Annotated in this window: 20 protein-coding genes and 1 tRNA gene; 4 read left to right on the forward strand and 17 right to left on the reverse strand. The window is 63.7% G+C overall.

What is annotated here, in order from left to right; genetic code table 11:
• Nucleotides 1–6: 6 nt before the first annotated feature.
• The 5 genes from CFB17_RS04550 to CFB17_RS04570 all read right to left on the reverse strand — a co-directional run bounded on the left by CFB17_RS04550 (nucleotide 7) and on the right by CFB17_RS04570 (nucleotide 4,472).
• The gene (locus CFB17_RS04550; RefSeq protein ID WP_088560193.1) at nucleotides 7–1,068 is read right to left on the reverse strand and encodes a sulfate/molybdate ABC transporter ATP-binding protein; all 1,062 of its coding nucleotides are present in this window, start codon (nucleotides 1,066–1,068) and stop codon (nucleotides 7–9) included.
• Nucleotides 1,069–1,151: 83 nt separating this feature from the next.
• Nucleotides 1,152–2,027, reverse strand: a complete 876-nt coding sequence (cysW, locus tag CFB17_RS04555; protein ID WP_088560261.1) for a sulfate ABC transporter permease subunit CysW — start codon at nucleotides 2,025–2,027, stop codon at nucleotides 1,152–1,154.
• Nucleotides 2,028–2,031: 4 nt separating this feature from the next.
• The gene (cysT, locus tag CFB17_RS04560; protein ID WP_088560194.1) at nucleotides 2,032–2,895 is read right to left on the reverse strand and encodes a sulfate ABC transporter permease subunit CysT; all 864 of its coding nucleotides are present in this window, start codon (nucleotides 2,893–2,895) and stop codon (nucleotides 2,032–2,034) included.
• Between the two features lie 9 nt (nucleotides 2,896–2,904).
• Entirely contained in the window at nucleotides 2,905–3,933 is a 1,029-nt protein-coding gene (locus CFB17_RS04565) for a sulfate ABC transporter substrate-binding protein (protein ID WP_088560195.1), read from the reverse strand.
• 92 nt (nucleotides 3,934–4,025) lie between these two features.
• Nucleotides 4,026–4,472: an RrF2 family transcriptional regulator gene (locus tag CFB17_RS04570; RefSeq protein ID WP_088560196.1), complete on the reverse strand. Its 447-nt coding sequence runs from the start codon at nucleotides 4,470–4,472 to the stop codon at nucleotides 4,026–4,028.
• A gap of 267 nt (nucleotides 4,473–4,739) precedes the next feature.
• Here CFB17_RS04570 and CFB17_RS04575 point away from each other — a divergent pair, with 267 nt between their 5' ends.
• On the forward strand, nucleotides 4,740–5,456 hold the full coding sequence (locus tag CFB17_RS04575) for a phosphatase PAP2 family protein (RefSeq protein WP_088560262.1): 717 nt from the start codon (nucleotides 4,740–4,742) through the stop codon (nucleotides 5,454–5,456).
• Here CFB17_RS04575 and CFB17_RS04580 read toward each other — a convergent pair.
• Both CFB17_RS04580 and CFB17_RS04585 read right to left on the reverse strand, forming a co-directional pair.
• Nucleotides 5,434–6,261 carry an SDR family oxidoreductase gene (locus CFB17_RS04580; protein ID WP_165769424.1) on the reverse strand — a complete coding sequence of 276 codons (828 nt, stop codon included), beginning with the start codon at nucleotides 6,259–6,261 and terminating at the stop codon, nucleotides 5,434–5,436. The two genes, CFB17_RS04575 and CFB17_RS04580, sit on opposite strands and share 23 nt — an antisense overlap.
• Nucleotides 6,258–6,629 (reverse strand): phosphomannose isomerase type II C-terminal cupin domain, encoded by a 372-nt coding sequence (locus CFB17_RS04585; protein ID WP_088560197.1) that lies wholly within the window; start codon nucleotides 6,627–6,629, stop codon nucleotides 6,258–6,260. The genes CFB17_RS04580 and CFB17_RS04585 overlap by 4 nt, the downstream gene beginning before the upstream one ends.
• 268 nt (nucleotides 6,630–6,897) lie before the next feature.
• On the opposite strand from CFB17_RS04585, the gene glyA reads away from it, so the two are divergent.
• A complete protein-coding gene (gene glyA, locus CFB17_RS04590; protein WP_088560198.1) occupies nucleotides 6,898–8,205 on the forward strand; it encodes a serine hydroxymethyltransferase in 1,308 nt (435 codons plus the stop codon).
• Between the two features lie 113 nt (nucleotides 8,206–8,318).
• On the opposite strand, the gene acnA is transcribed toward glyA, so the two are convergent.
• The 7 genes from acnA to CFB17_RS04625 form a co-directional block, all read right to left on the reverse strand.
• Complete coding sequence (gene acnA / locus CFB17_RS04595) at nucleotides 8,319–11,030, reverse strand: aconitate hydratase AcnA (protein WP_088560199.1); 2,712 nt, start codon at nucleotides 11,028–11,030, stop codon at nucleotides 8,319–8,321.
• A 151-nt stretch (nucleotides 11,031–11,181) separates the two neighbouring features.
• Nucleotides 11,182–11,904, reverse strand: a complete 723-nt coding sequence (locus CFB17_RS04600; protein WP_088560200.1) for a heme ABC transporter permease — start codon at nucleotides 11,902–11,904, stop codon at nucleotides 11,182–11,184.
• A gap of 41 nt (nucleotides 11,905–11,945) precedes the next feature.
• Entirely contained in the window at nucleotides 11,946–12,614 is a 669-nt protein-coding gene (ccmB, locus tag CFB17_RS04605; protein ID WP_088560201.1) for a heme exporter protein CcmB, read from the reverse strand.
• Nucleotides 12,614–13,240 (reverse strand): heme ABC exporter ATP-binding protein CcmA, encoded by a 627-nt coding sequence (gene ccmA / locus CFB17_RS04610; protein ID WP_088560202.1) that lies wholly within the window; start codon nucleotides 13,238–13,240, stop codon nucleotides 12,614–12,616. Before ccmA ends, ccmB begins: the two co-directional genes overlap by 1 nt.
• The gene (locus CFB17_RS04615; RefSeq protein ID WP_088560203.1) at nucleotides 13,224–14,261 is read right to left on the reverse strand and encodes a phenylacetate--CoA ligase family protein; all 1,038 of its coding nucleotides are present in this window, start codon (nucleotides 14,259–14,261) and stop codon (nucleotides 13,224–13,226) included. Before CFB17_RS04615 ends, ccmA begins: the two co-directional genes overlap by 17 nt.
• Before the next feature lie 109 nt (nucleotides 14,262–14,370).
• Complete coding sequence (locus tag CFB17_RS04620) at nucleotides 14,371–14,952, reverse strand: class I SAM-dependent methyltransferase (RefSeq protein ID WP_088560204.1); 582 nt, start codon at nucleotides 14,950–14,952, stop codon at nucleotides 14,371–14,373.
• A 249-nt stretch (nucleotides 14,953–15,201) separates the two neighbouring features.
• On the reverse strand, nucleotides 15,202–20,028 hold the full coding sequence (locus tag CFB17_RS04625) for an NAD-glutamate dehydrogenase (protein WP_088560205.1): 4,827 nt from the start codon (nucleotides 20,026–20,028) through the stop codon (nucleotides 15,202–15,204).
• A gap of 222 nt (nucleotides 20,029–20,250) precedes the next feature.
• Here CFB17_RS04625 and CFB17_RS04630 point away from each other — a divergent pair, with 222 nt between their 5' ends.
• On the forward strand, nucleotides 20,251–20,922 hold the full coding sequence (locus CFB17_RS04630) for a phosphoribosyltransferase family protein (RefSeq protein ID WP_207761931.1): 672 nt from the start codon (nucleotides 20,251–20,253) through the stop codon (nucleotides 20,920–20,922).
• A 479-nt stretch (nucleotides 20,923–21,401) separates the two neighbouring features.
• On the opposite strand, the gene CFB17_RS04635 is transcribed toward CFB17_RS04630, so the two are convergent.
• Nucleotides 21,402–21,478, reverse strand: a tRNA-Arg gene (locus tag CFB17_RS04635).
• Between the two features lie 76 nt (nucleotides 21,479–21,554).
• Nucleotides 21,555–22,514 carry an ABC transporter ATP-binding protein gene (locus CFB17_RS04640; RefSeq protein WP_088560265.1) on the reverse strand — a complete coding sequence of 320 codons (960 nt, stop codon included), beginning with the start codon at nucleotides 22,512–22,514 and terminating at the stop codon, nucleotides 21,555–21,557.
• A gap of 61 nt (nucleotides 22,515–22,575) precedes the next feature.
• On the opposite strand from CFB17_RS04640, the gene CFB17_RS04645 reads away from it, so the two are divergent.
• Nucleotides 22,576–22,800 carry a zinc-finger domain-containing protein gene (locus CFB17_RS04645; RefSeq protein ID WP_243389724.1) on the forward strand — a complete coding sequence of 75 codons (225 nt, stop codon included), beginning with the start codon at nucleotides 22,576–22,578 and terminating at the stop codon, nucleotides 22,798–22,800.
• Nucleotides 22,801–22,828: 28 nt separating this feature from the next.
• Here CFB17_RS04645 and CFB17_RS04650 read toward each other — a convergent pair whose 3' ends face one another.
• Nucleotides 22,829–23,503: an ROK family protein gene (locus CFB17_RS04650; protein ID WP_207761932.1), complete on the reverse strand. Its 675-nt coding sequence runs from the start codon at nucleotides 23,501–23,503 to the stop codon at nucleotides 22,829–22,831.
• Nucleotides 23,504–23,633 lie beyond the last annotated feature (130 nt).

Here is a 23,633-nt window from a genome sequence, read left to right on the forward strand (position 1 = left end):
CGGTCGCTAGCGTGGCTGATCGATGAAGATGCGGGCCCGGTTGGTGCTCAGCCAGACATGCTGGCCCCGCTTGATGTCGAGCTCGTGCCAGCGCCTTCGGGTCAATTCCGCCTCGATCGGCTGCCCCTGCCCTTCGAGATCGAGCTCGAGGCGGACGATGGGACCGAGCGCGCTGATGTGACTGACGGCCGCCGGCACGCTGCCCGGCTGGGCGGTCGCGGAGACCTCGACATCTTCCGGGCGGACATAGGCCGAGGCCACGCCTTCCTCCGGCATGTCGTCGCCCACCGGAAAGCGGCGGCTCCAGACGATCGCTTCCCTGCTCTCCACCGTCACCGGCAATTTGTTCACATCGCCCAGGAACTCATAGACGAACGAACTGGCCGGCCGATCATAGATCTCGGTCGGGCTGCCGATCTGCTCGATTCTGCCATTACTCATGACGACGACGCGGTCGGCCAGTTCCAGGGCTTCCTCCTGATCGTGGGTGACAAAGACCGACGTCAGCTGCATCTCGTCGTGCAGGCGACGCAGCCAGCGCCGCAACTCTTTCCTCACCTTGGCGTCGAGCGCACCGAACGGCTCGTCCAGCAGGAGGACGCGTGGCTCGATCGCCAGGGCCCGGGCCAGGGCCACACGCTGGCGCTGACCGCCCGAGAGCTGGCCCGGATAGCGCTTGGCGAAAGCGTCCAGCTGGACGAGTTGCAGGAGCCGCATCGCCCGCTCGACGATCTCGGCCCGTGGCAAACGCTGTTGCCTTGGCTTCACCCGCAGGCCGAAGGCTACATTGTCGAGGACCGTCATGTGGCGAAAGAGCGCGTAATGCTGGAAGACGAAGCCGACGCCGCGCGCGCCCACATGCCGGTGACCGGCATCCTCGCCGTTGAAGAATACGCGCCCGCCCGTGGGGAAATCGAGCCCGGCTATGATCCGCAGCAGTGTCGTCTTACCCGAGCCCGACGGTCCAAGGAGCGCCAGCAATTCGCCCGGCTCGACCTTCAGCGAGACATCGTGGAGTGCGGTGAAGCCGTCGAACTGCTTGGCGACGTTTCGAACCTCGATACTCATCCAACTTCCCGTCAGGACTGCAGGAGCAAGCGGCCGGGCGGCACTTAGCCCAGCACCGCCCGCTTGGCAAAGGTCTCGTTCAGCTAGTGACGCCGAACGCTCGCCGCCAGCTCGTCGCCATAGCGCACCTCGAGCACCGTCTTGATCAACAGCGTGACCAGGGCCAGGAGGGCCAGGAGCGAGGCGACGGCGAAGGCCGCCACAAGATTATACTCGTTATAGAGGATCTCGACATGCAGCGGCATCGTGTTGGTCAGGCCGCGAATATGCCCCGAGACGACCGAGACCGCACCGAACTCGCCCATCGCCCGGGCATTGCAGAGCAAGACCCCATAAAGGAGGCCCCAGCGGATATTGGGCAGGGTGATCCGCCAAAAGGTCTGCCAGCCGGAGGCACCGAGCGACAAGGCCGCCTCCTCGTCCTCCGTCCCCTGCTCCATCATCAAGGGGATGAGCTCGCGGGCGATGAAGGGAAAGGTGACGAAGATCGTCGCCAGGACGATGCCCGGCAGCGCGAAGATGATCTCGATGTTATGCGCCTGCAGGAACGGCCCCAGCCACCCCTCGGCGCCGAACAGCAAGACAAAGACGAGGCCCGAGATGACGGGACTGATCGAGAACGGCAGGTCGATCAGCGTCAAAAGAACGCTCTTGCCCTTGAACTCGAATTTGGCGATGGCCCAGGCGGCAGCAACTCCGAAGACGAGATTGGCAGGCACGGCAATGGCGGCCACGAGCAGCGTGAGCCTGATCGCCGCCTGGGCATCCTCATCGGCGAAAGCCGCCAGATAGGCGCTCAGCCCCTGTCCCAGCGCCTCCGTGAAGACGACGACCAGCGGCAGCACCAGAAAGGTCAGCAGGAACAAGGCCGTCAGGCCGATGATAAGGAAACGGGCGAGCGACGATTCCTCCGTCGGCCGCCTGAAGCCGGTTTCGGTAGGCTGGATCGTCTGGGCCATCAATTCAGCCGCCGGTGATGCGCCGCCGGCTCCAGGCCTGCAGCAGGTTGATCACGAGAAGGAGGGCAAAGGAGATGACGAGCATGATGGCGGCGATCGCCGTCGCCCCCGCATAGTTATATTCCTCGAGCTGGATGCGAATCAAAAGCGGTGCGATCTCCGAGACGTAGGGAAGATTGCCCGCGATAAAGATCACCGAGCCATACTCGCCGACCGCGCGCGCGAAGGCCAACGCCATGCCCGTCACAGCCGCCGGCAGGAGCGAGGGGACGACGACCTTGACGATCGCCTGCGTGCGCGTGGCGCCCAAGGTAGCGGCCGCCTCCTCCACCTCCAGGTCGAGATCCTGCAGCACAGGCTGGACGGTACGCACGACGAAAGGCAGGCCGACAAAGACCAGGGCGATGACGATGCCAAGCGGCGTATATGCAACCTTGATGCCCAACGGATCGAGATACTGGCCGAGCCAGCCATTGGGTGCGTAGAGGCTGGTAAGCGCGATGCCGGCTACCGCCGTAGGCAGCGCGAAAGGCAGATCTACGATCGCGTCCAGCAGGCGACGCCCGGGAAACTCGTAGCGGACCAGCACCCAGGCCGTCAGCGTGCCCATGACCAGGTTGAAAAGCGCAGCACCGATGGCCGTCCCGAAACTCAACCTCAAACTCGCGACGACCCGCGCATCCGTGGCGATGCGCCAGATCTCGCTCGGTCCAAGCCTACCCGCGTGCAGGAAAAGACCGGCCAAGGGGATGAGGACGACCAAGGCCAGATAGAAGAGCGTGAAACCCAAGGACAGGCCCAGGCCAGGGATGACGCGGGGTTGCCTGGTCGCGGCCAACCCCGCCGTCGGAAGAGCTTGGGCAGCCATCGAGCGCCGTTACCGCCCCGCCTTGAAGATCTGGTCGAACGTGCCGCCGTCGCCAAAATGCTCGGCCTGCGCCTTTTTCCAGCCGCCAAAGCGCTCGATCGTGAAAAGATCGACCGGCGCAAAGCGCTTCAAATCCTCGGGGTCCGCCGCGGAGGGATCGCGCGGCCGATAGTAATTATGCGCGATGATCTTTTGCGCCTCGGGCGTGTAGAGGAATTTCAGATAAGCCTCGGCCTGCGTCCGCGTACCATGCGCATCGACATTGGCATCGACGACGGCCACCGGTGGCTCGGCAAGGATGCTTTTCGGCGGCACGACGATCTCGTACTTGCCGCCACCGAACTCCTGTAGTGCCAGCCACGCATCGTTTTCCCAGGAGATCAACACATCGCCGATGCCGCGCTGCGCGAATGTCAGTGTCGAGCCGCGCGCGCCAGTATCCAGCACAGGCACGTTCTTAAAGAGCGCGGTCATATAGTCGCGCACCTTTGCATCGTCCTTGTACTGATCCTCGGCCCAGCCCCATGCCGCCAGATAATTCCAGCGCGCGCCGCCGGAGGTCTTCGGATTGGGTGTGATGACGGAGACGCCGGGCTTGGCGAGATCGCCCCAATCCTTGATTCCCTTTGGATTGCCCGCCTTGACGACGAAAACGATCGTCGAGGTGTAGGGCGTGCTGTTATCCGGCAGGCGAGACTGCCAGTCGGGCGCGATCTTCTTGGTACGCTCGGCGATGACATCGATATCGGCCGCCAACGCCAGGGTCACCACGTCGGCCGGGATCCCGTCAATGACCGAGCGCGCCTGGGCGCCCGAACCGCCATGCGAGGCGCGCAGCGTCAGGGTCTCGCCGTGCTCGGCCTTCCATTTCGCCGCGAAGGCCTCATTGATCGCCCGGTAGAGTTCGCGCGTTGGATCGTAGGAGACGTTAAGGAGCGTCACGTCAGCACGCGCCGCTCCTATCGTCGACAAGCCGATCAAGGCTGCCAGTACCAAGCGGCGACCCGTCGTCAAAGGACGACTTTGCCAGATTTTCATTTTCTTTCTCCCGCAAGCCAGATCGCGCGCTGCGCCCAGCAGCAACCTGCTAATTGTCTATCGCAAAGATAGTCAATAGCGAAAGGGCGATGCTAGATCGCGTAGAAGAGAATCTTCTCGTCGACCTCGCCGGCGACGGCGTCCGCCAGAGTCGTGTTGTCCAGGATGTCGGCCATGGCATCGCGCACGCGCCGCATGACCTTGCGGATCGAGCATGTTCGCTCGTCTCGACAGTCGGAGCATCGGCGATAGCCGGTAACGCTGGCACAAGGCAGTGGCGCCAAGGGTCCGTCCATGATCCGGATGACCTGGCCTAACGTGATCTCCCCAGGCGGCTTGGAGAGGCAATAGCCGCCTCCCTTGCCGCGCTGGCTGTGGAGGAGGCCGTGCTTCTTCATGTCCAGCAAGATGAGCTCGAGAAACTTTTTCGGCACGTTTTCCTGCTCGGCGATGTCCGCCACCAGGACCAAGCCTTTCTTGTCGTGCTGCGCTAGCATCAACAAGGCCCGCAACGCATACTTCGCCTTCTGAGAAAGCAACGGCACTGCTCCAAGACTGCCGGCAAATAGGCCCTGCCGGCTAAACCCGCTAAATCCTATCATAAATAGAGATGATTAGAAGGCAGCACCAGTGTTGCCAGCCTGTTCACCAACCGGTGATGTCGTAAGCTGGCACAATCGACATTGATGCCACAATCGTGGAAAGAGCAAAAATCGACGTGGCGCGAACCCAGCCGATGCAACTGGAACCAAAGGCGGGCTCGCTCGCTTTGGCGCCAGGATAGCCACCAAAGGTATCTTTTGGCCATGCACGTCGTCTTCCCTGTCTCTCGCCGTGGTTCTGGCCTGTTGCTGGCGTTCGCCATCGTCGTGGCGTGCCTAGGCAGCTTCGCCGAATTAGCAGAGCAAGTCGCCACCGGCGGCACACGGGGCTTTGATGAAATGATCCTCCTGGGACTGCGCCACGCCGACGACCCATCCGCGCCGCTCGGTCCCAAATGGCTGCAGATCGCCGCCCTCGACCTCACCTCGCTTGGCAGCATTGCCGTCCTTTGTCTGCTGACGACGCTGGTCTTTTTCTATCTTCTCCTGATCCGCCGCCGCGCGCTCGCCCTTCTGGTCGCCGTGGCTCTGGGCGGCGGGCTACTCGCGATGCCCCTCTTGAAGCGCGGTTTCGACCGGCCGCGTCCCAATCTCGTCCCCCACATGGTGGACGTCTACACGCAGAGCTTTCCGAGCGGCCACGCGATGCTCTCGGCCATTGTCTATCTTACGCTGGGAGCGCTTGTCGCCCGAGCCCAAAAAGAATTGGGCACAGCCATCTTCGCCATCGGCGCCGCAATTCTCCTGACCCTGCTCATCGGCGCGAGCCGGGTCTATCTGGCGGTCCATTGGCCATCGGACGTGCTGGCGGGCTGGGCTATCGGCGCCGCGTGGGCGTTGCTCTGCTGGCTCGTCGCCTCCTGCCTCGATAGCCGCAATCGTCTGCCCGCCCCCAGAGTCAGCGACCTCCCGACACGTTGAGCAAAGTGGCGGTGATGTAGGAGGCCTTGTCGGACAGGAGCCAGACGACGGCTTCAGCCACTTCCTCGGCCGTGCCGCCGCGCCCGAGCGGCACAGTCGGCCCGAACCGGGCCAACCTGTTCTCGATGCCCGTGTCGTGCTGGATGTCGGTGTCGATCAGGCCGGGTCGCAGCCCCACGACGCGGATACCATCGCCAGCGACCTCACGACCGAGGCCGATGGTCAGGACGTCAACTCCACTCTTGGCAGCACCGTAGGGGATGAAGCCGCCGGCGCCGTAAAGCTCGGAGGCCATCGACGACATGTTGACGATAACCCCGCCCGAACCGCCGCGCGAGCGCGCCATCCGCCGAACGGCCTCGCGATTGCAAACCAAATAGGCCGTGAGGTCGACATCGACGACGCGTCTGATCTCCTCAAGGCTCATGTCGGCCAGCGGAGCAGAGCGATTGATGATTCCGGCATTGCTGACGAAAGCGCTGACATAGCCAAGTTCCTTGGCCGTGCGCTCGAACATGGCCTCGACCGCGGCCGGGTCGGCGATGTCGGCCTGGATCGTTATCGCCTTGCGTCCAAATGCCCGCACTTCCTCGGCCACGGCCCGGGCCGCATCCTCACGCCCGGCATAGTTGATGGCGACGTCATAGCCGTCGCGGGCGGCCAGCCGGCAGACAGCCGCGCCTAGGCCGCGCGAGCCGCCCGTGACCAGCGCCACCTTCGATTCCAGCCCGTCGATCTTGTCGACGATCCCCTCCGCCGACGGCAGGTTCTCAGCCGTCGAGGGCTGGATCGTCGACTCGCTCATGCCGGTGCCCGGCCATATTTGTCCTCGAGGCGGACGATGTCGTTCTCGTCCAGCTTCTCGCCATACTGCACCTCGATGAAGATCACGGGCGTGTCGCCGATATTCTCGATGCGATGCGCGGTCTCGACCGGCAGGTGCACGTGCTGGCCAAAGCCTAGATCGAGTTTCTCCTCGCCTCGGGTCACCCGCGCCTTGCCGGCAACGATCGTCCAGTGCTCGCTGCGATGATGATGGAGCTGCAAAGACAAGATCGCGCCCGGATTGACGGTGATACGCTTGACGGCAAATCCCTCGCCCGTGTCGAGAACTTCCCAGCGCCCCCAGGGGCGGTTGTCGGCATCGCCGCGCTTATAAGTGACTTCGGCCATTTTTCCTGTCTCCACGCCGGGCCCGCGCGAAATAAAGGGGCGGACCTTATCCTCTTCATCCGGGTAGCATCTGAGAGCGAGGCCGCCTAGGGCACCCCTATCCCCCGGTACGACCACCCCGCCTAAACGGGCAGGGTTGCTAAATTGCGGCAAAACCGCTTCGCATCGATCGATTTCTTCAAACAGAATGTCGGTTATCACATAGCCCGGGGAAGCCCCCAAGGCTATGAAGGCGGCCGACAAACTTTAGATGGCGCGGATAGGACAAATGTCGGAACAGCTTTCAGGTGAGCATAGCTCCAAAGACAAATCGGCCTTGTTCTTCGGCACGCCGCTGGCCGAAGCCGATCCCGAACTCTTTTGCGCCGTCGAGAAGGAGCTTGGCCGGCAGCGTCACCAGATCGAGTTGATCGCCTCGGAGAACATCGTCAGCCGCGCCGTCCTCGAAGCACAGGGCACCGTCCTGACGAACAAATACGCCGAGGGCTATCCGGGCAAGCGCTATTATGGCGGCTGCGAATTCGTCGACATCGCCGAGGCGCTGGCGATCGATCGCGCCAAGCGGCTTTTCGACGCGGCCTTCGTCAACGTCCAGCCGCATTCGGGCGCCCAGGCCAACGGCGCCGTCATGCTGGCCCTTCTCCAGCCGCACGACACGATCCTTGGCATGGACCTGGCGTCGGGCGGCCATCTGACACATGGGGCAAGGCCGGCTTTGTCGGGCAAATGGTTCAATGCCGTGCAGTATGGCGTGCGCCGCGAGGACGGGCTGATCGACTATGACCAGGTCCAGGAACTGGCCCTTCAGCACAAGCCCAAGATGATCATCGCCGGTGCCTCGGCCTATTCGCGCGTCATCGACTTCCCGCGCTTCAGGGCGATCGCCGACTCGGTGGGCGCCATTCTCTTCGTCGACATGGCGCATATCGCCGGGCTCGTCGCCACGGGCCTTCACCCCTCGCCCATTCCACACGCCCACGTCACGACGACAACGACGCACAAGACGCTGCGCGGCCCGCGCGGCGGGATGATTCTGACCAACGATCCCGACATCGCCAAGAAGATCAACAGCGCGGTCTTCCCGGGCCTGCAGGGTGGGCCCCTGATGCACGTCATCGCCGCCAAGGCGGTGGCTTTCGGCGAGGCGCTGCGGCCCGAGTTCAAGCTCTATGCCAGGCAGGTCTGCGACAATGCCCAGGCGCTGGCAAGCGTCATGGTCGAGCGCGGCTGCGCCATCGTCTCGGGCGGTACGGACAATCATCTCATGCTGGTCGACCTCAGGCCTAAGGGTGTGAAGGGCAACAGCACCGAGTCAGCGCTCGAGCGCGCCGGGATCACCTGCAACAAGAACGGCGTGCCGTTCGATCCGGAAAAACCCACCGTGACCTCCGGCGTTCGCCTTGGCACGCCTGCCGGCACCACCCGCGGTTTCGGCGTCGCGGAGTTCAAGGAGATCGGCCACCTGATCAGCGACGTCCTGGACGGCCTTGCGACCAATCCCGAGGGCGACGGCCAGGTCGAGGAGAAGGTCAAGGCCCGCGTGGCGGCCCTTTGCGAGCGTTTCCCGATCTATTGACGGCCAGGCGGCCGGCAGGCCGCGTCGGCATGCAAAAAGCCCCGGCGGGCATGACCCGCCGGGGCTTTTTCGTTCAACTCGGACCCGATCAGGTCCGGGTTCGAGTTGTTGGCTCAGGCGCGGCCGGCGGGCTCGCTGCTCGCCAGCAGAGAGCGCAGCACGTAGTGGAGAATGCCGCCATGGCGGTAATATTCCACCTCGTCCAGCGTATCGACGCGCACCAGAAGCTCGATGGTCTCCTTCGAACCGTCCTTGCGCGTGATCGTGGCCTTGGCCGTCATGCGCGGCTTGAGACCGGCGGCGATACCCTCGATGTCGATGATCTCGGACCCGTCCAGCCCCAGGGACTTGCGGCTCTGGCCGTTCTTGAAGACCAGCGGCAGGACGCCCATGCCGACGAGGTTCGAGCGGTGAATACGCTCAAAGCTCTCCGCGATCACGGCCTTCACGCCCAGGAGCAACGTCCCCTTGGCAGCCCAGTCGCGCGACGAGCCGGTGCCGTATTCCTGGCCGGCAATAACGACCAGCGGCGTGCCTTCCGCCTTGTACTTCATGGCGGCGGCGTAGATCGACATCTCCTGGCCATCCGGCTGGTGGAGCGTCAAGCCGCCCTCCTTGCCATCCAGCATCTCGTTCTTGATGCGGATATTGGCGAAGGTGCCACGCATCATTACCTCATGATTGCCGCGCCGCGAGCCATAGGAGTTAAAGTCCTGCGGCCGGATCTGGTATTCCATGAGATAGTCGGCCGCGGGACTGGTCTTCGCGATCGACCCCGCCGGGCTGATATGATCGGTCGTGATCGAATCGCCCAGCAGTGCCAGGACGCGTGCCCCCTTGATGTCGTTGAGGGATTCGGGCGGCTCCCGCGTCATTCCCTCGAAATAGGGCGGATGACGGACATAGGTACTGCCCTCGTCCCACTCATAGGTAAGGTCGGACCCTTCGGCCGAGATGGCCTGCCAGTGCTCGTCGCCCTTGAAGACCTCGCCATAGCGGGACGCGAACATGCCCGCCCCGACCGAGGCCTGGACCACGGCTGCGACCTCGGCCGCCGTCGGCCAGATATCCTTCAGATAGACCTTCTCGCCGCTCGGCGTCTCGCCTAAGGGCTCGTTCACGACATCCTTCAGGATGCTGCCGGCCAGCGCATAGGCGACGACTAGCGGCGGCGAGGCCAGATAGTTGGCCTTGACCTGGGCATGCACGCGGCCCTCGAAATTCCGGTTGCCCGAAAGGACAGAGGCGACGACGAGCTTGCCTGCACTGATGGCATCCGCGATCGGTTCCGGCAGCGGCCCGGAATTGCCGATGCAGGTCGTGCAGCCATAGCCGACGAGGTTGAAGCCCAATTGGTCGAGATAGGTGTCGACCCCGGCCTTCGCCAGATAGTCGGTCACCACCTGCGAGCCCGGGGCCAGGGAGGTCTTCACCCAGGGCTTGGCCTTCAGCCCCTTCTCCAGGGCCTTCTTGGCAACGAGGCCCGCCGCCAGCATGACGCTGGGGTTGGAGGTGTTGGTGCAACTGGTGATCGCCGCGATGACGACGTGACCATGCGCCAGCTCATAATCGGTGCCGGCCACAGGCGCCTTGGCGTCGATCGGCGTCTGGCCGGCCAGGGCGGGCAGCGCTTCGGCGAAAGCGGGCGCGGCCGACTTCAAGAGGACCCGATCCTGCGGCCGCTTCGGGCCGGCCAGGCTCGGCTGGACGGTCGAGAGATCGAGCTCCAGGACGTCGGTGAACACGGGATCGGGCGTGCTGGTGTCGCGCCACATGCCCTGAGCCTTGGAATAGGCCTCGACGAGGGCGATGCGCGCGGGATCGCGCGAGGTCAGCTTCAGATAGTCGATGGTCAGCTTGTCGACCGGGAAGAAGCCGCAGGTGGCGCCATATTCGGGCGCCATGTTGGCGATCGTCGCCCGGTCGGCCAAAGGCAGGTCGTCCAGGCCATGACCGAAGAATTCCACGAACTTGCCGACCACGCCCTTCTTGCGCAGCATCTGGGTCACGGTGAGAACCAGGTCGGTGGCCGTGGTCCCCTCGGGCAGCCTGCCCGTGAGCCTGAAACCGATGACCTCGGGGATCAGCATCGAAACGGGCTGGCCCAGCATCGCCGCCTCGGCCTCGATGCCACCCACGCCCCAGCCCAGCACGCCCAGGCCGTTCACCATGGTCGTGTGGCTGTCGGTGCCGACCAGCGTATCGGGATAGGCGATCTGCTTGTTGCCTTCCTTCCCGGTCCAGACGACCTGCGCCAGATATTCGAGATTGACCTGATGGCAGATGCCGGTCCCGGGCGGCACGACGCGGAAGCTGTCGAAGGCCTGACTGCCCCAGCGCAGGAAAGTGTAGCGCTCAGCGTTGCGCTCATATTCGAGCTCGACATTGCGCTCAAACGAGGTCGAGGCGCCGAAAGCGTCGACCTGCACGCTATGGTCGATGACCAGATCGCAGGACGAAAGCGGGTTGATCTTCGCGGGGTCGCCGCCGAGTGCCACCATGGCCTGGCGCATGGCCGCCAGATCGACCACCGCCGGCACGCCGGTGAAGTCCTGCATCAAGACGCGAGCCGGACGATAGGCAATCTCGGTATCGGAGCTCTGCGTCTTCAGCCAGCCGATCATCGCCTTCACGTGATCGACGGTAACCGAGCGGTTATCCTCATAGCGCAGCAGATTCTCGAGTAGAACCTTGAGCGAGACCGGCAGGCGCGAAATATCACCCAACTGCTTCTCGGCTTCAGGAAGGCTGAAATAATCGTAGCTGCTGCCGCCCACATCCAGCGAGCGGCGTACATTGAGGGTGTCGTGGCCTGATACGGGCACGGGTGTCCACCTTTCCGACACGAAACGACCGGGGGGCGAGAGCGCTCGCCTGGAGCCTCGGTGACGCCTTTTTTATGCGCCTGTCGATCTTATAGAGTGGAGTTGGAACGGGTCAAAGATAGCTTGGCGCAGATGACCCCGTGGCTTTTGTTCAGACAGCCTGACTTTGCGCCATGCGCAGGGCAGTCACGCGCTGGGCCTGCAATTCGCCGCGCAGGCGAAAGCAGAGGGCCACGACGTAATAGAGCTTGAAGACCACCGCCATGAAGAGCAGCGGCCAGAGCATCGAAGGATCCATGGTTGGAGCACCCCAGCGCAAAACGCTGGCTGGCTGATGCAGCGTGTTCCACCAGTCGACCGAGAATTTGATGATCGGTAGGTTGACGACGCCGACGATCGCCAGGATGGCGGCGGCACGACGCCCGCGCTCGGGATCGTCGAATGCGTCCTTGAGGGCCATGAAGCCCAGATAGAGAAAGAAGAGGATCAGGACCGAGGTCAGGCGGGCGTCCCAGACCCACCAGGTCCCCCACATCGGCTTGCCCCACACGCTGCCGGTGAAGAGAGCGATCGCCGTGAAGCAGGCGCCGATTGGCGCCGAGGCGCTGGCGACGATGCCGGCCACAGGATGCTTCCAGATCAGGGCGACGGCACAGGCCGTGGCCATGACGAGGTAGACAAAGAGCGCCATCCAGGCCGCCGGCACATGCACATACATGATGCGCACCGATTCCCCCTGCTGATAGTCGGCGGGCGCCACGGCCAGCACCCAGTAGAGGCCGATCGGCAGGGAAATGATCAAGCCGGCCAACGCCCAGGGCAGGACGATGTCCACGAGGCGCTGGAAGCGCAGGGGATTGGCTAGCGCGTGCATACCAGACCTTCTAGCGCCAGGATCGCTGCTCGTCGACCAGGCTATTCGAGAGCCAGGCGGAGGGCCGCCGCCACGGCAAAGGGAGTAGCTGCCATGGCCGCCAGCAGGATCGCCCCAAGGATCAGCCAATAGACGCTCGATCCCAGTCCCATGACCCCGGCATCGATGGCGCCGACGCCGAAGATCAGGACCGGAATCATCAAGGGCGTGACCAGTAGGGCCAGAAAGGCACCCCCTGCCCTGGCGCCGACCAGAAGGGCAGCGCCGATGGCGCCGATCAGCACCAGAGACGGCGTGCCCAGCAGCAGCGAGGCCGGCACGATCCACACGGTCTCGGTCGGCATCGCCATCATGATCGCGAGCAAAGGCGAAAGGAGGACGAGGAGCAGGCCGCTTACCAGCCAGTGGGCGCAAACCTTGGCCAGGATCAAGAGTTCAAGCGGCACCGGCGCCTGCGCCATGAGCTCCAGCGAGCCGTCGTCGAAATCCGCCTGGAACAGGCGCTCCAACGACAAGAGAACCGCTAAAAGGGCCAGAACCCAGATAATTCCGGGCGCGATCCGTGCCAGAAGATCAGGACTGGCGCCGACGCCGAGCGGGAACAGCGAGAGTGCCAGAAGAAAGAAGAGGACCGTCATGGCGCTGCTGCCAAAGCTCCGCGCCGAAAGACGAAGGTCACGCTCGAAGACCGCGCGCATCGCCCGCAGCATCAAGGCTCGAAATCCAGGCTGACTGTCGGATCGAGATCCAGATCCGCGTGCGAGACGAGAACGACGATACCACCCTCGCGCCGCTGCGCCGCGATCAGGTCGGTCAGACGCTGTCGGTTGGCCTGATCGAGGCCAGTCTCGGGCTCGTCCAGGAGCCAGAGCGGCCGTGCCACCGTCGTCAGGCGGGCAAGCGCCACGCGACGCCGCTGACCGGTCGAAAGGAAGCGCACGGGACGCATCGCGAGGCCGGCGAGATCGAGCGCCTCCAGGGCCGCGCCTACATCGCCGGCACCGTTCAAGAGACGCGTGGCGTAGCGCAGATTCTCGCCCGCGGTGAGCGCGCCCTTCAATCCGTCGCTCAAGGTCAGCCTATGCAGCCTTGCCCGATGGGCCGGCAGGTCCTCGGCGATAGGCGACTCATTCCAGAGAACATTGCCCGCCGAAGGCGACGCCATGCCGGCAAGGAGATGCAACAGCGAAGTCTTGCCACTGCCGTTCGGCCCGCGAACGAGCAGGAGATCACCGGCATCAAGCCTCAGATCCAGCCCCTCGAAGAGAAGGCGGCCACCTCGCGAACACGCCAGATCGGCAATCGCCAGCCGCCCTTGCTCAAACCTGTCCGGCATGGCTGGGTGGGCTCTCCCGTCGCTCGACCAGACGGATACGCATATTCGTCCGGCCGCAAGCACTCTCACCCTTGAGGGCGACCGCGTAGTCGCCCGTCGCGAAGCGAATTAGGGGATAGTCGGGATTAAAGGCCGTCACGACCACCTCGCCGGTCCTACCGGCCGCCACGGGCTTGCCGCTCGTCGGATCGACGAGCTCGACGATCACCGATTCGTCGACCAGGAGCTCGCCCTGCGCCACGGTTTCATAAGCGATCAGGCCGAGATCGGTCGTCACATAGGCGTGAAAGGTCATGATGCCGAATTTCCGGCGTATCTCCTCACGTGCCGCCAGATTCAGCCCGTCGCCGATAACAAGCGCCGTCTGCAGCGATTGCTGCGGCAGACGGCGACGCCGTCCTTCGCGAAGAATGCGCAGGAGAAATGATGCCTTGCCGGCATAGGCATAGATTTCGAGATCGGCCAGGATCTGCGCCTGCACGTCGGCCAGCGCGTCGCCCGCCGGAATGACCGGACAACCGAGCGCCCGTGCACCGCTCTCCGCCATCGATCCCAAGGCGGTCAGATGATAGGAGAGGCTGTTCAAGACCGGCTGACCCGGCTTGAACTCAGCAGCGAACATCGCGCGCGCCAAGCGCCAATAATCAAGCCTTGACCCTTCAGGGTCATAGATCTGGCCGGGCGATGCATAGATCTTGGCCAGCCGCGATTTGGGCGTGGCGGCCCAGCCGCAAAAAGGCCCATTCACCGCAACATTGCCCTGCGAGCGGCGCATCAAGGGCAAGGTTGCCAGCGTACCACGATCGACGATCAGGTCTGGATCAAGATCCCGCAGATGGTCTTTGAAGAAGGGCGCGTTTTCGATCGCGTGATGCAGCAGGCCTGGCAGCGCATGAAACAGCGCCTGCTCGCGCTCGAAGTGATTGCGCACCTCTTGCCGATCGTAATACGTGCCGCCCCGCTCCGGCGCCTCGGCCGACGGGCGAAACAGCGAGGGGCTCTTCACCTTCATGCCGGCCATGATAGATCGACGATAGTTTTCGAAAGAAGTGCGATCTCGACCCTCCGCAGGGATCCGCAAGGCGGCAAGCTCGCTGCCGCGCCCCGCCCTTGCATCCGACGAACCGGCTTCAGACGGCTTCGTAACGCCAAACGACCGCTGGCGGAAAATTCCAGAAAACGTATTTCATCATCCGTGCCTTGATGCCGAGCTTGCCGGTCGGCACCGGCGAGACCGGCGAATAGCTATATTGCAGCATCGTGCCGCCTTTGCGCAGCACCCGCATACCCTGCGTGATGATCGCCTGCTGAAACTCGAAAGGCATGCCCACCATGGGGAGACCGGACACGACCGTGCCAACCCGCTTGACACCTTCCTGCGCCAGCAACTCGTTCAGGCGCGTGGCGTCGCCCTGGACGACCCGGCAGCCTGGCAGGCGGGCACGCAGGAACTCCGCCATCGATGCGTCGAGCTCGATGACGACGATCCGGTCACGCGGGATGCCGACATCGATCAGGCCCTGAGTGATGGCCCCCGTACCGCCACCGAGCTCGATAATCATATCGTCGCCGTTGAACACGGCGGCGGACGCGATCGCCCTGGCCAGTGCCTGCGAGGACGGAATCACCGATCCCATCGACTTCGGCGATCGAAGCCACTGCCGGAAGAAGAGCTCTCCTTCCTTGAGTTTCCAGGCACGCGTCTCTTGCATCTAACCCGATCTCCGATGATCAATTCGTCGCCCACGGCGAACGACGCTAACCTCAGCACGGCGTCCAGGGGCAACGGCGGCGACAATGCCGTTTCGATGCCATCGTCGCCATTTCGGCCATTGTCGCCGATCTGGCCGATCATACCAATAGACCGACCATCCACATTCAGACCGATCGCCTACGCGCACAGGCGGCAAAGAGCAACCCATTGCGGCACGCGCGCGTGCGCCGCACAAATGTTGCTCACTTCACCGGACCGACAAGGCCATCTTGTCCAGGTTACGCGCCAAAACTGTCAACATTGCGAGGTCTGGTACCGAGTTGCCACGTATTTCGTCCAGGACTGTCATGAAAGTCTCAAGGCGATCACCTTCACCAGCCAGGTATTGCTTGACTGCCTTGACCGCCTCGGCCGGCGTCTCGGGTGCCAGATCGGCGGCAATCAGCGCTGCGCCCATGTGCCTGAGCGAGGCCGCCAGCTGATCCTCGAGCGCCGAGGCCGAGAGCCGGTCCCAATGCGACCGCACCGGCAGTCGACGCAGCGCCTGCACCACCCAGCCGAGGTCCAAGATAGCGGCGGTTGCAAAGTGCAGGCGCGCTACGTCATCCATGGATGCATCCGAGCGCTGGGCCACCAGGGTCACGTCCATGGCGGCCGGACCGAAGGCAAGCCGGCTCAACCGGGTTGCCAAAGCCGGCTCCAGGCCGGCCTCGACGCGCTGCCGTTCCCCTTCAGCCAGAAGCTCCTTGAGCGCGGATGGCAGCAATAGCTCCAGATTGTCCAAAACATGCCCGAGCGCCGGACGGAACTTCTCGACCGCAGTCCTTATGTTCAAGGGCCGCTCGGCATGAGCGATCATCCAGCGAGTGGCTTGGACCGCCACCTCCCGGACTTCAAGGAAGAGATCAAGCTGGACATCGGGCGCCACGTTCCGCGAAGTCTGCTCGATCGCGGCGAAGATGTCCGGCAGATCGAGCGCATCCCGCGCAATGACGAATGCCGCCGCGATATCGGCAATGCCGGCACCCGTATCGTCCTCGATCTCTGTCACGAAGGTGTGCAGGCCACGATTGACGATGCTGTTGGCGATCCAGGTAGCCGCGATCTCGCGCCTCAGGCGATGCGTCTCGATCAGCCCGATGAATTGCTGGCGCAGCGGTGCGGGAAAATAGCGGACTAAATCATTGGCGAAATAGGCATGGTCGGGCAGGCCACCCGCCAGCAAGCGGTCATAGATCGACATCTTGGCCAGCGAGAGAAGCACGCATTTCTCGGGCCTCGTCAGTGCCGCCCCATGCCGTCGGCGCTCGGCCAACTCGTCATCCGATGGCAGCATCTCGATGGCCCGGTCAAGTCGACCCTCCTCTTCGAGCTTGCGCATCAAGCTGATCTCGCTGTCGAGGCTCGCCACGCCCTGCCGGGTGCCCATGCTGAGCGCCAGGCTCTGCAGGATGTTGTCGCGAAGGACCAGGGAGGCCACCTCGTCCGTCATGGACTCCAGCAATTGGTCGCGCTGCTTCATCGTCAGGTCGCCCGCCCGGAGCGCCTCGCCCAGGAGGATCTTGATGTTGACCTCGTGATCGGAGCAGTCGACCCCTGCCGAATTGTCGATGAAGTCGGTATTCAGGCGACCCCCGGCCATGGCGTAGGCGACGCGTGCCTGCTGCGTCAGGCCGAGATTGCCGCCCTCGCCGACGATCCGTGCCCGGAGTTCCTCACCATTCACGCGCAACGCGTCATTGGCCTTGTCATGGGCGTCGGCGTTGGTCTCGGCCCTGGCTTTCACATAGGTGCCGATACCGCCATTCCAGAGCAGATCGACCGGCGCCTTCAAGATCGCGGAAATAAGCTCATTGGGGGTAAAGATGCCGGCCTCGCAGCCGAGCGCGCGTGCCGCCGCCTCGCTGAGTTCGATTGATTTGCGCGTCCGGGGATAGATGCCGCCGCCCGCCGAGATCAGCGCCGGATCGTAATCTTGCCAGGACGAGCGCGGCAGGTCGAAGAGCCGCCGCCGCTCTTCGAAGGCGCGCTCGGCGTCGGGGTCCGGGTCGAGGAAGATGTCGCGGTGATCGAAGGCCGCCAGGAGCCTGATCGTTCGCGACATCAACATGCCGTTGCCGAAGACATCGCCCGACATGTCGCCGATGCCGATGCAGGTGAAAGGCTCCGTCTGGCAATCGCGCCCGATCTCGCGAAAATGCCGCTTGACCGATTCCCAGGCGCCGCGCGCGGTGATGGCCATGACCTTGTGGTCGTAGCCAGCCGAGCCGCCCGAGGCGAAGGCATCGTCCAGCCAAAAATTATAGGAACGGCTTACTTCGTTGGCATAGTCCGAGAAGGTGGCTGTGCCCTTGTCAGCGGCGACCACCAGATAGGGATCATCCTCGTCGTAGCGCACAGTGTCGGCAGGCGGGATGATCTGATCGCCGTCACGATTATCGGTGATATCGAGCATGCCCGAGAGGAAGAGCCGATAGCAGCGTATCGCCTCCGCCTGGACGGCTCCCCGCTCGCCGCCCTCGGGTGGCCGCTTGACGAAGAAGCCGCCCTTGGCCCCCACCGGCACGATGACGGCGTTTTTAACCATCTGCGCCTTCATCAACCCCAGGACCTCGGTGCGGAAGTCTTCGGGCCGGTCTGACCAGCGCAGACCGCCACGCGCAACCTTGCCGCCCCGCAGGTGAACGGCTTCGAATTCCGGAGCGTAAACCCAAATCTCGAAGGCCGGGCGCGGCAGCGGCAAGCCCGGCACCAAAGCCGGATCGAACTTGAAGGCAAGGTAAGACTTGAAGGTGCCCTCGGTCGTACGCTGCCAGGCATTCGTGCGCGTGGTCGCCAGAACGAGCGAAAGAAAGGCACGCAGGATGCGATCCTCGTCGAGGCTTTGGACGGCATCGAGGCTGACGTCCAGCGCTTCCCTGGCCCTTCCCACGGCCCTGTCCCGTTCGGCAAGGCCCGGCTCGAAACGCAGATGGAAAAGCGCCACGATCCGGCCGGCAATCCCCGCGTGAATCGTCAGCACGCGCTCGATATAGGCCTGGCTGAAAGGTGTGCCGACCTGCAGGTAATATCGGCAATAGGCCCGCAGGATCGACACATCGCGGATCGGCAGTCCGGCGGCGAGAACGAGGCGGTTGAAGCCGTCAAGTTCGCTCCCGCCCGACCAGATCGCCTCGAAAGCCGCCTGGAAATCGGCGCGGGCGGCCTCGATGTCGATCTCGCTGCCGTCGATCCGACGGATGCCGAAATCATGGATCGCGAAGACTTGCCCGCCCGTCGTCCGGAGCGTGAAGGGCTGCTCGCTCAAGATCCGCAGCCCCAGGCTTTCAAGGATCGGGAGAGCTTCGGAGAGTTCCATCGGCCGATCACGGCGGATGATGCGAAAATGCGCCAGGGGTGCGGGTTCCTCCAGGCGCCGATAGAGGGTGAGCGACAAGGCGCCCTCTGGCGCCCCGCTCAGTGCCGCCATCCGCTTAAGATCGAGGACCGCGGCCCTGGCCGGCACGGCCTCCTGATAGGCCAGCGGCATGGTCCGCCCGAAGATCTCGACAAGACGATTGCCCTCGGCCTCGCCTATCGCGTCGACCAGGGCCTCCTTCAGCCGGTCGATCCAGGCATGAGCGGCAATCGCCACCTGACGCTCGAGCGCCTCCGGATCGACCTCGGGCTGCGTCCGGTCCGACAGGCGCAGGAGGAAGAAGAGCCTTGCCAGCACCGATTCGGAAATCTGCACCTGGAACTCGGATTCCACCGCCTTGAAGGCATCCTGCAGCGCGGACTGGATGCGCTCGCGCAGCGCGGTATTGTAGCGCTCGCGGGGGACATAGACGAGGCAGCTCGCGAAGCTGCCCTGCGGATCCCGCCTGATAAAGAGCCGGACCCGCTGGCGCTCCTGCAGTTCGAGGATTCCCTTGGCGATGCGAACGATCTCCGCCACCTCCATCTGGAAGAGTTCATCGCGCGGGTAGGTCTCAAGGATGTGGGCCAGCGCCTTGCCTGCATGACTATGCGGGTCGGCTCCCAGTTCCTGCGTCACCTGATCGAGTTTGGTGCGCAGGAGCGGTATCGACCTTGGGCCGAGGCTGTAGGCGGCGGAGGTAAAGAGGCCGAGAAAGCGATGCTCGCCGGCGATCCGCCCCGTTGCGTCCAGGGTCTTGATGCTGATCACATCAAGATAACTGTTGCGATGCACCGTGCTGCGTGAGCTGGCCTTCGCGACGACCAGCGGCCGAGCGCCATCGGCCGCGAGGCGGCGGGCTGCGAGCGGCAGGGAGCCAAAGCTGGCCGAGGCGCTGCCATCGGCGCGCTGCCGGAGGATGCCGAGCCCGCTGTCGGCCACGTAGTGCAATGCCGGCCCGTCCTCGCCCTCCGCCAGCGTGCAGGTGGCATAGCCAAGGAAGGTGAAGCGACCATCCGCCAGCCAGCGCAGGAAGTCGGCCAGATCGGCCGACGGATCGCCCGGCGCCGAAGCCACCTCATCGGCCGCCTCGCACATGCGCGTCGTCATCGCCTGCCAGTCCCGCACGGCGACCCGGACATCGTCCAGCACATGCCGGAGGCCCTCTTCAACCGCTGCAGCCTTGCCGTTATCGCTCAGCCGATCGAGCTCCATGTGGATGAAGCTCTCGCGCGCCCGGGCGACATCGCCTAAGCGCACCAGCCTGCCGTCGACATCGCGTTCGACCGGCAGGACGGGATGGATGGTCAGATGGATGCCGATCCCGGCGCGCGCCAGCTCCGCCTGCACGCTATCGACGAGGAAGGGCATGTCATCATTGACGATCTCGAGGATCGTATGACGGCTGTCCCAGCCATGCTGGTCGAGCTGGGGATTATAAAGACGCAGCGCCACGTGCCCGGGCTCGCGCCGCTCGGCAAACCGCAAATGCGCCAGAGCGGCACCGTAGAGATCACCGGAATCACGGATGAGGAGGTCGCCGGGCGGCGTGTCGTGGAAATAAGCGCGCACGAAGGCTTGCACGGCCTCCGCCTGAGCAGGCGGAAAGCGCTCGGTGACCAGGAGGCAGACCTGTTCGACCAGCTCCAGCTTCATATCGTCGCGCAACGAGCCCATTTCGCGTCTCCCTGATCTACGGGCGTCTCAAACCGGCGTCATGCGCCACCACCCTGCCCTTTTAGCTGCCATGAAGCGCAGCGGATCGACAAAGGGAATGCGCCTTTGCAGGATGGATGATCTGTGCTGGAGAGGGCCGTCCGGCCAGGGGACGGCCAAATTGGGCGCAATATGGCCCTGGCGGAAAAAGGGCCCTGCTTGCGGCTCGGCCAGGAGCGCGCCATGCCTGGGCGACTGCAGAACAAGAACTGCAACATGGAGATATGCATGGGCGAGGCGCAGAGTTGGGGCGTCGACGTCGCCGGTCTGGAGGTCGAGCTGCCGATCATTCCGATCCAGCCGAATTTCGCGATATCGCTCTTGATGGTGATCGACCATGGCGTGGGCTTCGGGGAGCATATCGGCCGCGAGCTGGCACGCCGCCTAGCTCCCTTGCGCCCGGAGATCGTCGTCGGCACGGCGACCTTGGGGATCCCGGTCGCCATAGAGGTGAGCCGGCATCTGGAGATCGATCGTTACGTGATCTTGCAGAAATCGCGTAAGATCCACCTGGACGATGCGCTGACAAAGACCATCACCTCGATCACCTCGCACGGCGAGCAACGGCTCTTGCTCGACCGCCGGGCGATCCCGCTTCTGGCCGGCCGGCGCACGGTCGTCGTCGATGACGTCGTGGCGACGGGCTCGAGCCTCAAGGGGTCGATCGAACTGGCACGCGAGGCCGGCGCCATCGTCGTCGGTGCCGGCGTGATCCTGACCGAGGCCCATGCCTGGCGTGCTGTCCTGGGGAGCGATGCCGATCTCGTTCGCGGGCTGGGCCACATTCCTCAATTCGAGAACGTAGCTCATCGCTGGCAGCCGATCGCGGCGACGATGGATCCGAACCGCGGCTGAGCGGGCGCGGGACGCGCAAGCGCTCTTCCAGGGTAATCTCGCCACCTCCCTCCCCGCCGGCCGGCAGATCGCATCGACCTGGAGGCCGATAGGGGCGTCCGATTCCAGCAGGCTCCTGTGCAGCAGCGATCACCAGGGTCACGAGGATACTCGTGTCATCGTCCCGAGATAATGGTTGATGAACGATTCGTTCGATGTCGTGGCCTGAACACAGGCGAACGAAACGCTATCCGAAAGTGTCCCATGATCATCACCAAATCTGGCGTGCTACGTCGACGATCGCAGGCAGGCTCGCCTGCCCATCTTGATCGGCGAAAAAACTTGTGATGCAGGGACCAGGCAGCAATTACCGATGGAACGTCCGATCGGCCATCGTTCCCCCGACATACGAAGAACCGTCGAACGGGTTCATTCTCACGTGAACGCAGCGCCAAGGCCGATTCGAGCAGCCGCCTGACATACTGCCGTGTTTTATTGAATGGTGCGCACGACAGGATTCGAACCTGTGACCTCCAGCTCCGGAGGCTGGCGCTCTATCCAGCTGAGCTACGTGCGCGCCGGCTCTCTATAGCCGCAGAGCGAAGCGGAAGCAAATAGCGTGAATGCGCCTCGATGAGGTATGGGAGCAGGTCCTAGTCGCGGTGGGTCAGGCGGACGAACAAGGTCTCCAAATCCGGCTCGCTCGTGGTGAGGTCGGCGATCACGACACCGGCATCGGCCAGTGTTTGCAGGAGTTGGCCCGCCTGGGCCTGAGCCGCTTTGTAGTGGACATTGAGCCGACCTTGGTCATCCAGACTCCAGCCGGCGGCCAGGAGCTCGGGCGGCATGGTAGCAGGCGGCACGAGAGGCGTGACACGCAGATGCTTCTCATCCAACCGACGCAAAAGATGCTCCGTCGTATCGCAGGCAACGACCTGGCCCTGATCGATGATGGCGATGCGATCGCAGAGCTCCTGCGCTTCTTCGAGATAATGCGTCGTAAGGATAACCGTAACGCCGCTTTCATTCAGCTTGCGCATGTAGCGCCAGAGCGAGCGGCGCAGCTCGACATCGACCCCGGCGGTAGGCTCGTCGAGAACGACGACAGGCGGCCGGTGCGCAAGCGCCTTGGCGATCAACAGCCGACGACGCATCCCGCCTGAGAGCGATCGCGCATGCGCATCGGCCTTTTCCAGGAGACCGACCGCGTCCAGCAATTCCTCGGTCCGTCGCTCGCGAGCCGGCACGCCATAAAGTCCGGCCTGAAAATCGATGATCTCGCGGGGCGTGAAGAAAGGGTCGAAATTGAGTTCCTGTGGCACCACGCCGATCGCCAGACGCGCGCGGCGCGGATGGCGATCGATGTCGATGCCGGCGATCTCGACCATGCCCCGGCTCTTGTTGACCAGACCGGCCAGGATATTGATCAAGGTCGACTTGCCCGCACCATTCGGGCCGAGAAGGCCGAAGAAGGAGCCTTGGGGGACCACGAGGTCGATGCCCTTCAGGGCATGCTTTGCAGCGGTACGGTTGGTGGCCGCATAGACCTTCTCAAGCCCCTTGAGTTCGATCGCCTGTGCTGGCAAGTGATCGCTTGACGGGCTGGCCGCCATGGGATCGGCAAGGCCGAGCGCCGGATCGAACGATGCGGACGATGATGTGGGAGAGGCCATGATGAACGACGAATTCTTTCTTGAGGACGGCAAGGAGGTCGTCGTGACGTCGCATATGAACGTTCGCTGCGACGGCGGCAATGGGCCGCTTGGCCATCCAGCTGAATTTCTCACGCTCTCGTCCAAAGGCCAGGCGGTCTGCGGCTATTGCGGCCGGCGCTACGTGCTCGAAGGAACGCCGGCGGCGACGGCAGTGCGCGCTACCGGCCAGACCAAGGCTGCCTGATCGCCGCCGTTCAGGCCCTGCTCGCCATTCAGGCAATGAGGAAATCGTCCGTCCAAAGACGAACGCCGCCTTCGATGGCATGCTCGTTGCCGCCGCGCCGAACGCCAGGAGCCAGCTCGGTCAAGGTCGCGCTGAGACCGCCGCCCAAAACCACATAGTCCGCAACCGCGGCAGCCTTGAGTCTGGCCACGACATCCCAGACCAGTTCCGTCCAGCGCTCGATTCCGAAGCGGTCGCGCCCGCGGATCGCGACACAATCCTCGAAAGAGAGGCCGTCTTGGTAGGGCAGGTGAGCGAATTCCAATGACAGGACGACAGGGCTAACGACGAGGGCTGCACCCAGTCCCGTGCCGAGGCCCAAAAAGAGCATCTTGCTGCCCTCATAGGATCCCAGCGCCTGCATGGCGGCGTCATTGATCAGCTTCACGGGCTGCTGGAAGTGGGCATCAAAATCGAATCCCAGCCAACCACGCCCCAGATTGAACGGCTCCAGTTGCAGCCGATTATCGCGTATCGGTCCCGGCATACCGATGCTCAGGCAGTCATAGCTCCAGCCGTCCGTCGCTTGCCGGATGCCCTCGATCAGGTCCTTGGGCGTGAAGCCGTGACCCGACTTGAAACGTGCGGCCTTGCCCGAGGCAGGCAAGGCCAGCTTGATCGTGGTGCCGCCGACATCGACGACGAGAACGGATTTCCCGGCCACCACACCTCCATGCGCGTCGAACTACTTCAATAACGTGCGGCCCTGCTAGCACGATCCGCCGCCTGCGCGCCACGGGCAGGACCTCGCAACTGACCCTTAACCCTTTGCTTACGATTAGCTGTCATTTTCT

Source organism: Arboricoccus pini, assembly GCF_900187945.1.
GTDB classification, from domain to species: domain Bacteria; phylum Pseudomonadota; class Alphaproteobacteria; order Geminicoccales; family Geminicoccaceae; genus Arboricoccus; species Arboricoccus pini.

Bases quoted from the DNA above. Each gene is read 5' to 3' on its own strand.
- ccmA (WP_088560202.1), bottom strand. From the start codon at position 13,240: ATGCCGGACAGGTTTGAGCAAGGGCGGCTGGCGATTGCCGATCTGGCG.
- CFB17_RS04565 (WP_088560195.1), bottom strand. From the start codon at position 3,933: ATGAAAATCTGGCAAAGTCGTCCTTTGACGACGGGTCGCCGCTTGGTA.
- CFB17_RS04575 (WP_088560262.1), top strand. From the start codon at position 4,740: ATGCACGTCGTCTTCCCTGTCTCTCGCCGTGGTTCTGGCCTGTTGCTG.
- CFB17_RS04630 (WP_207761931.1), top strand. From the start codon at position 20,251: ATGCCTGGGCGACTGCAGAACAAGAACTGCAACATGGAGATATGCATG.
- CFB17_RS04600 (WP_088560200.1), bottom strand. From the start codon at position 11,904: ATGCACGCGCTAGCCAATCCCCTGCGCTTCCAGCGCCTCGTGGACATC.
- CFB17_RS04640 (WP_088560265.1), bottom strand. From the start codon at position 22,514: ATGGCGGCCAGCCCGTCAAGCGATCACTTGCCAGCACAGGCGATCGAA.
- cysW (WP_088560261.1), bottom strand. From the start codon at position 2,027: ATGGCCCAGACGATCCAGCCTACCGAAACCGGCTTCAGGCGGCCGACG.
- CFB17_RS04615 (WP_088560203.1), bottom strand. From the start codon at position 14,261: ATGGCCGGCATGAAGGTGAAGAGCCCCTCGCTGTTTCGCCCGTCGGCC.
- CFB17_RS04550 (WP_088560193.1), bottom strand. From the start codon at position 1,068: ATGAGTATCGAGGTTCGAAACGTCGCCAAGCAGTTCGACGGCTTCACC.
- glyA (WP_088560198.1), top strand. From the start codon at position 6,898: ATGTCGGAACAGCTTTCAGGTGAGCATAGCTCCAAAGACAAATCGGCC.
- CFB17_RS04620 (WP_088560204.1), bottom strand. From the start codon at position 14,952: ATGCAAGAGACGCGTGCCTGGAAACTCAAGGAAGGAGAGCTCTTCTTC.
- ccmB (WP_088560201.1), bottom strand. From the start codon at position 12,614: ATGCTGCGGGCGATGCGCGCGGTCTTCGAGCGTGACCTTCGTCTTTCG.
- CFB17_RS04580 (WP_165769424.1), bottom strand. From the start codon at position 6,261: ATGAGCGAGTCGACGATCCAGCCCTCGACGGCTGAGAACCTGCCGTCG.
- CFB17_RS04645 (WP_243389724.1), top strand. From the start codon at position 22,576: ATGAACGACGAATTCTTTCTTGAGGACGGCAAGGAGGTCGTCGTGACG.
- CFB17_RS04585 (WP_088560197.1), bottom strand. From the start codon at position 6,629: ATGGCCGAAGTCACTTATAAGCGCGGCGATGCCGACAACCGCCCCTGG.
- CFB17_RS04625 (WP_088560205.1), bottom strand. From the start codon at position 20,028: ATGGGCTCGTTGCGCGACGATATGAAGCTGGAGCTGGTCGAACAGGTC.
- cysT (WP_088560194.1), bottom strand. From the start codon at position 2,895: ATGGCTGCCCAAGCTCTTCCGACGGCGGGGTTGGCCGCGACCAGGCAA.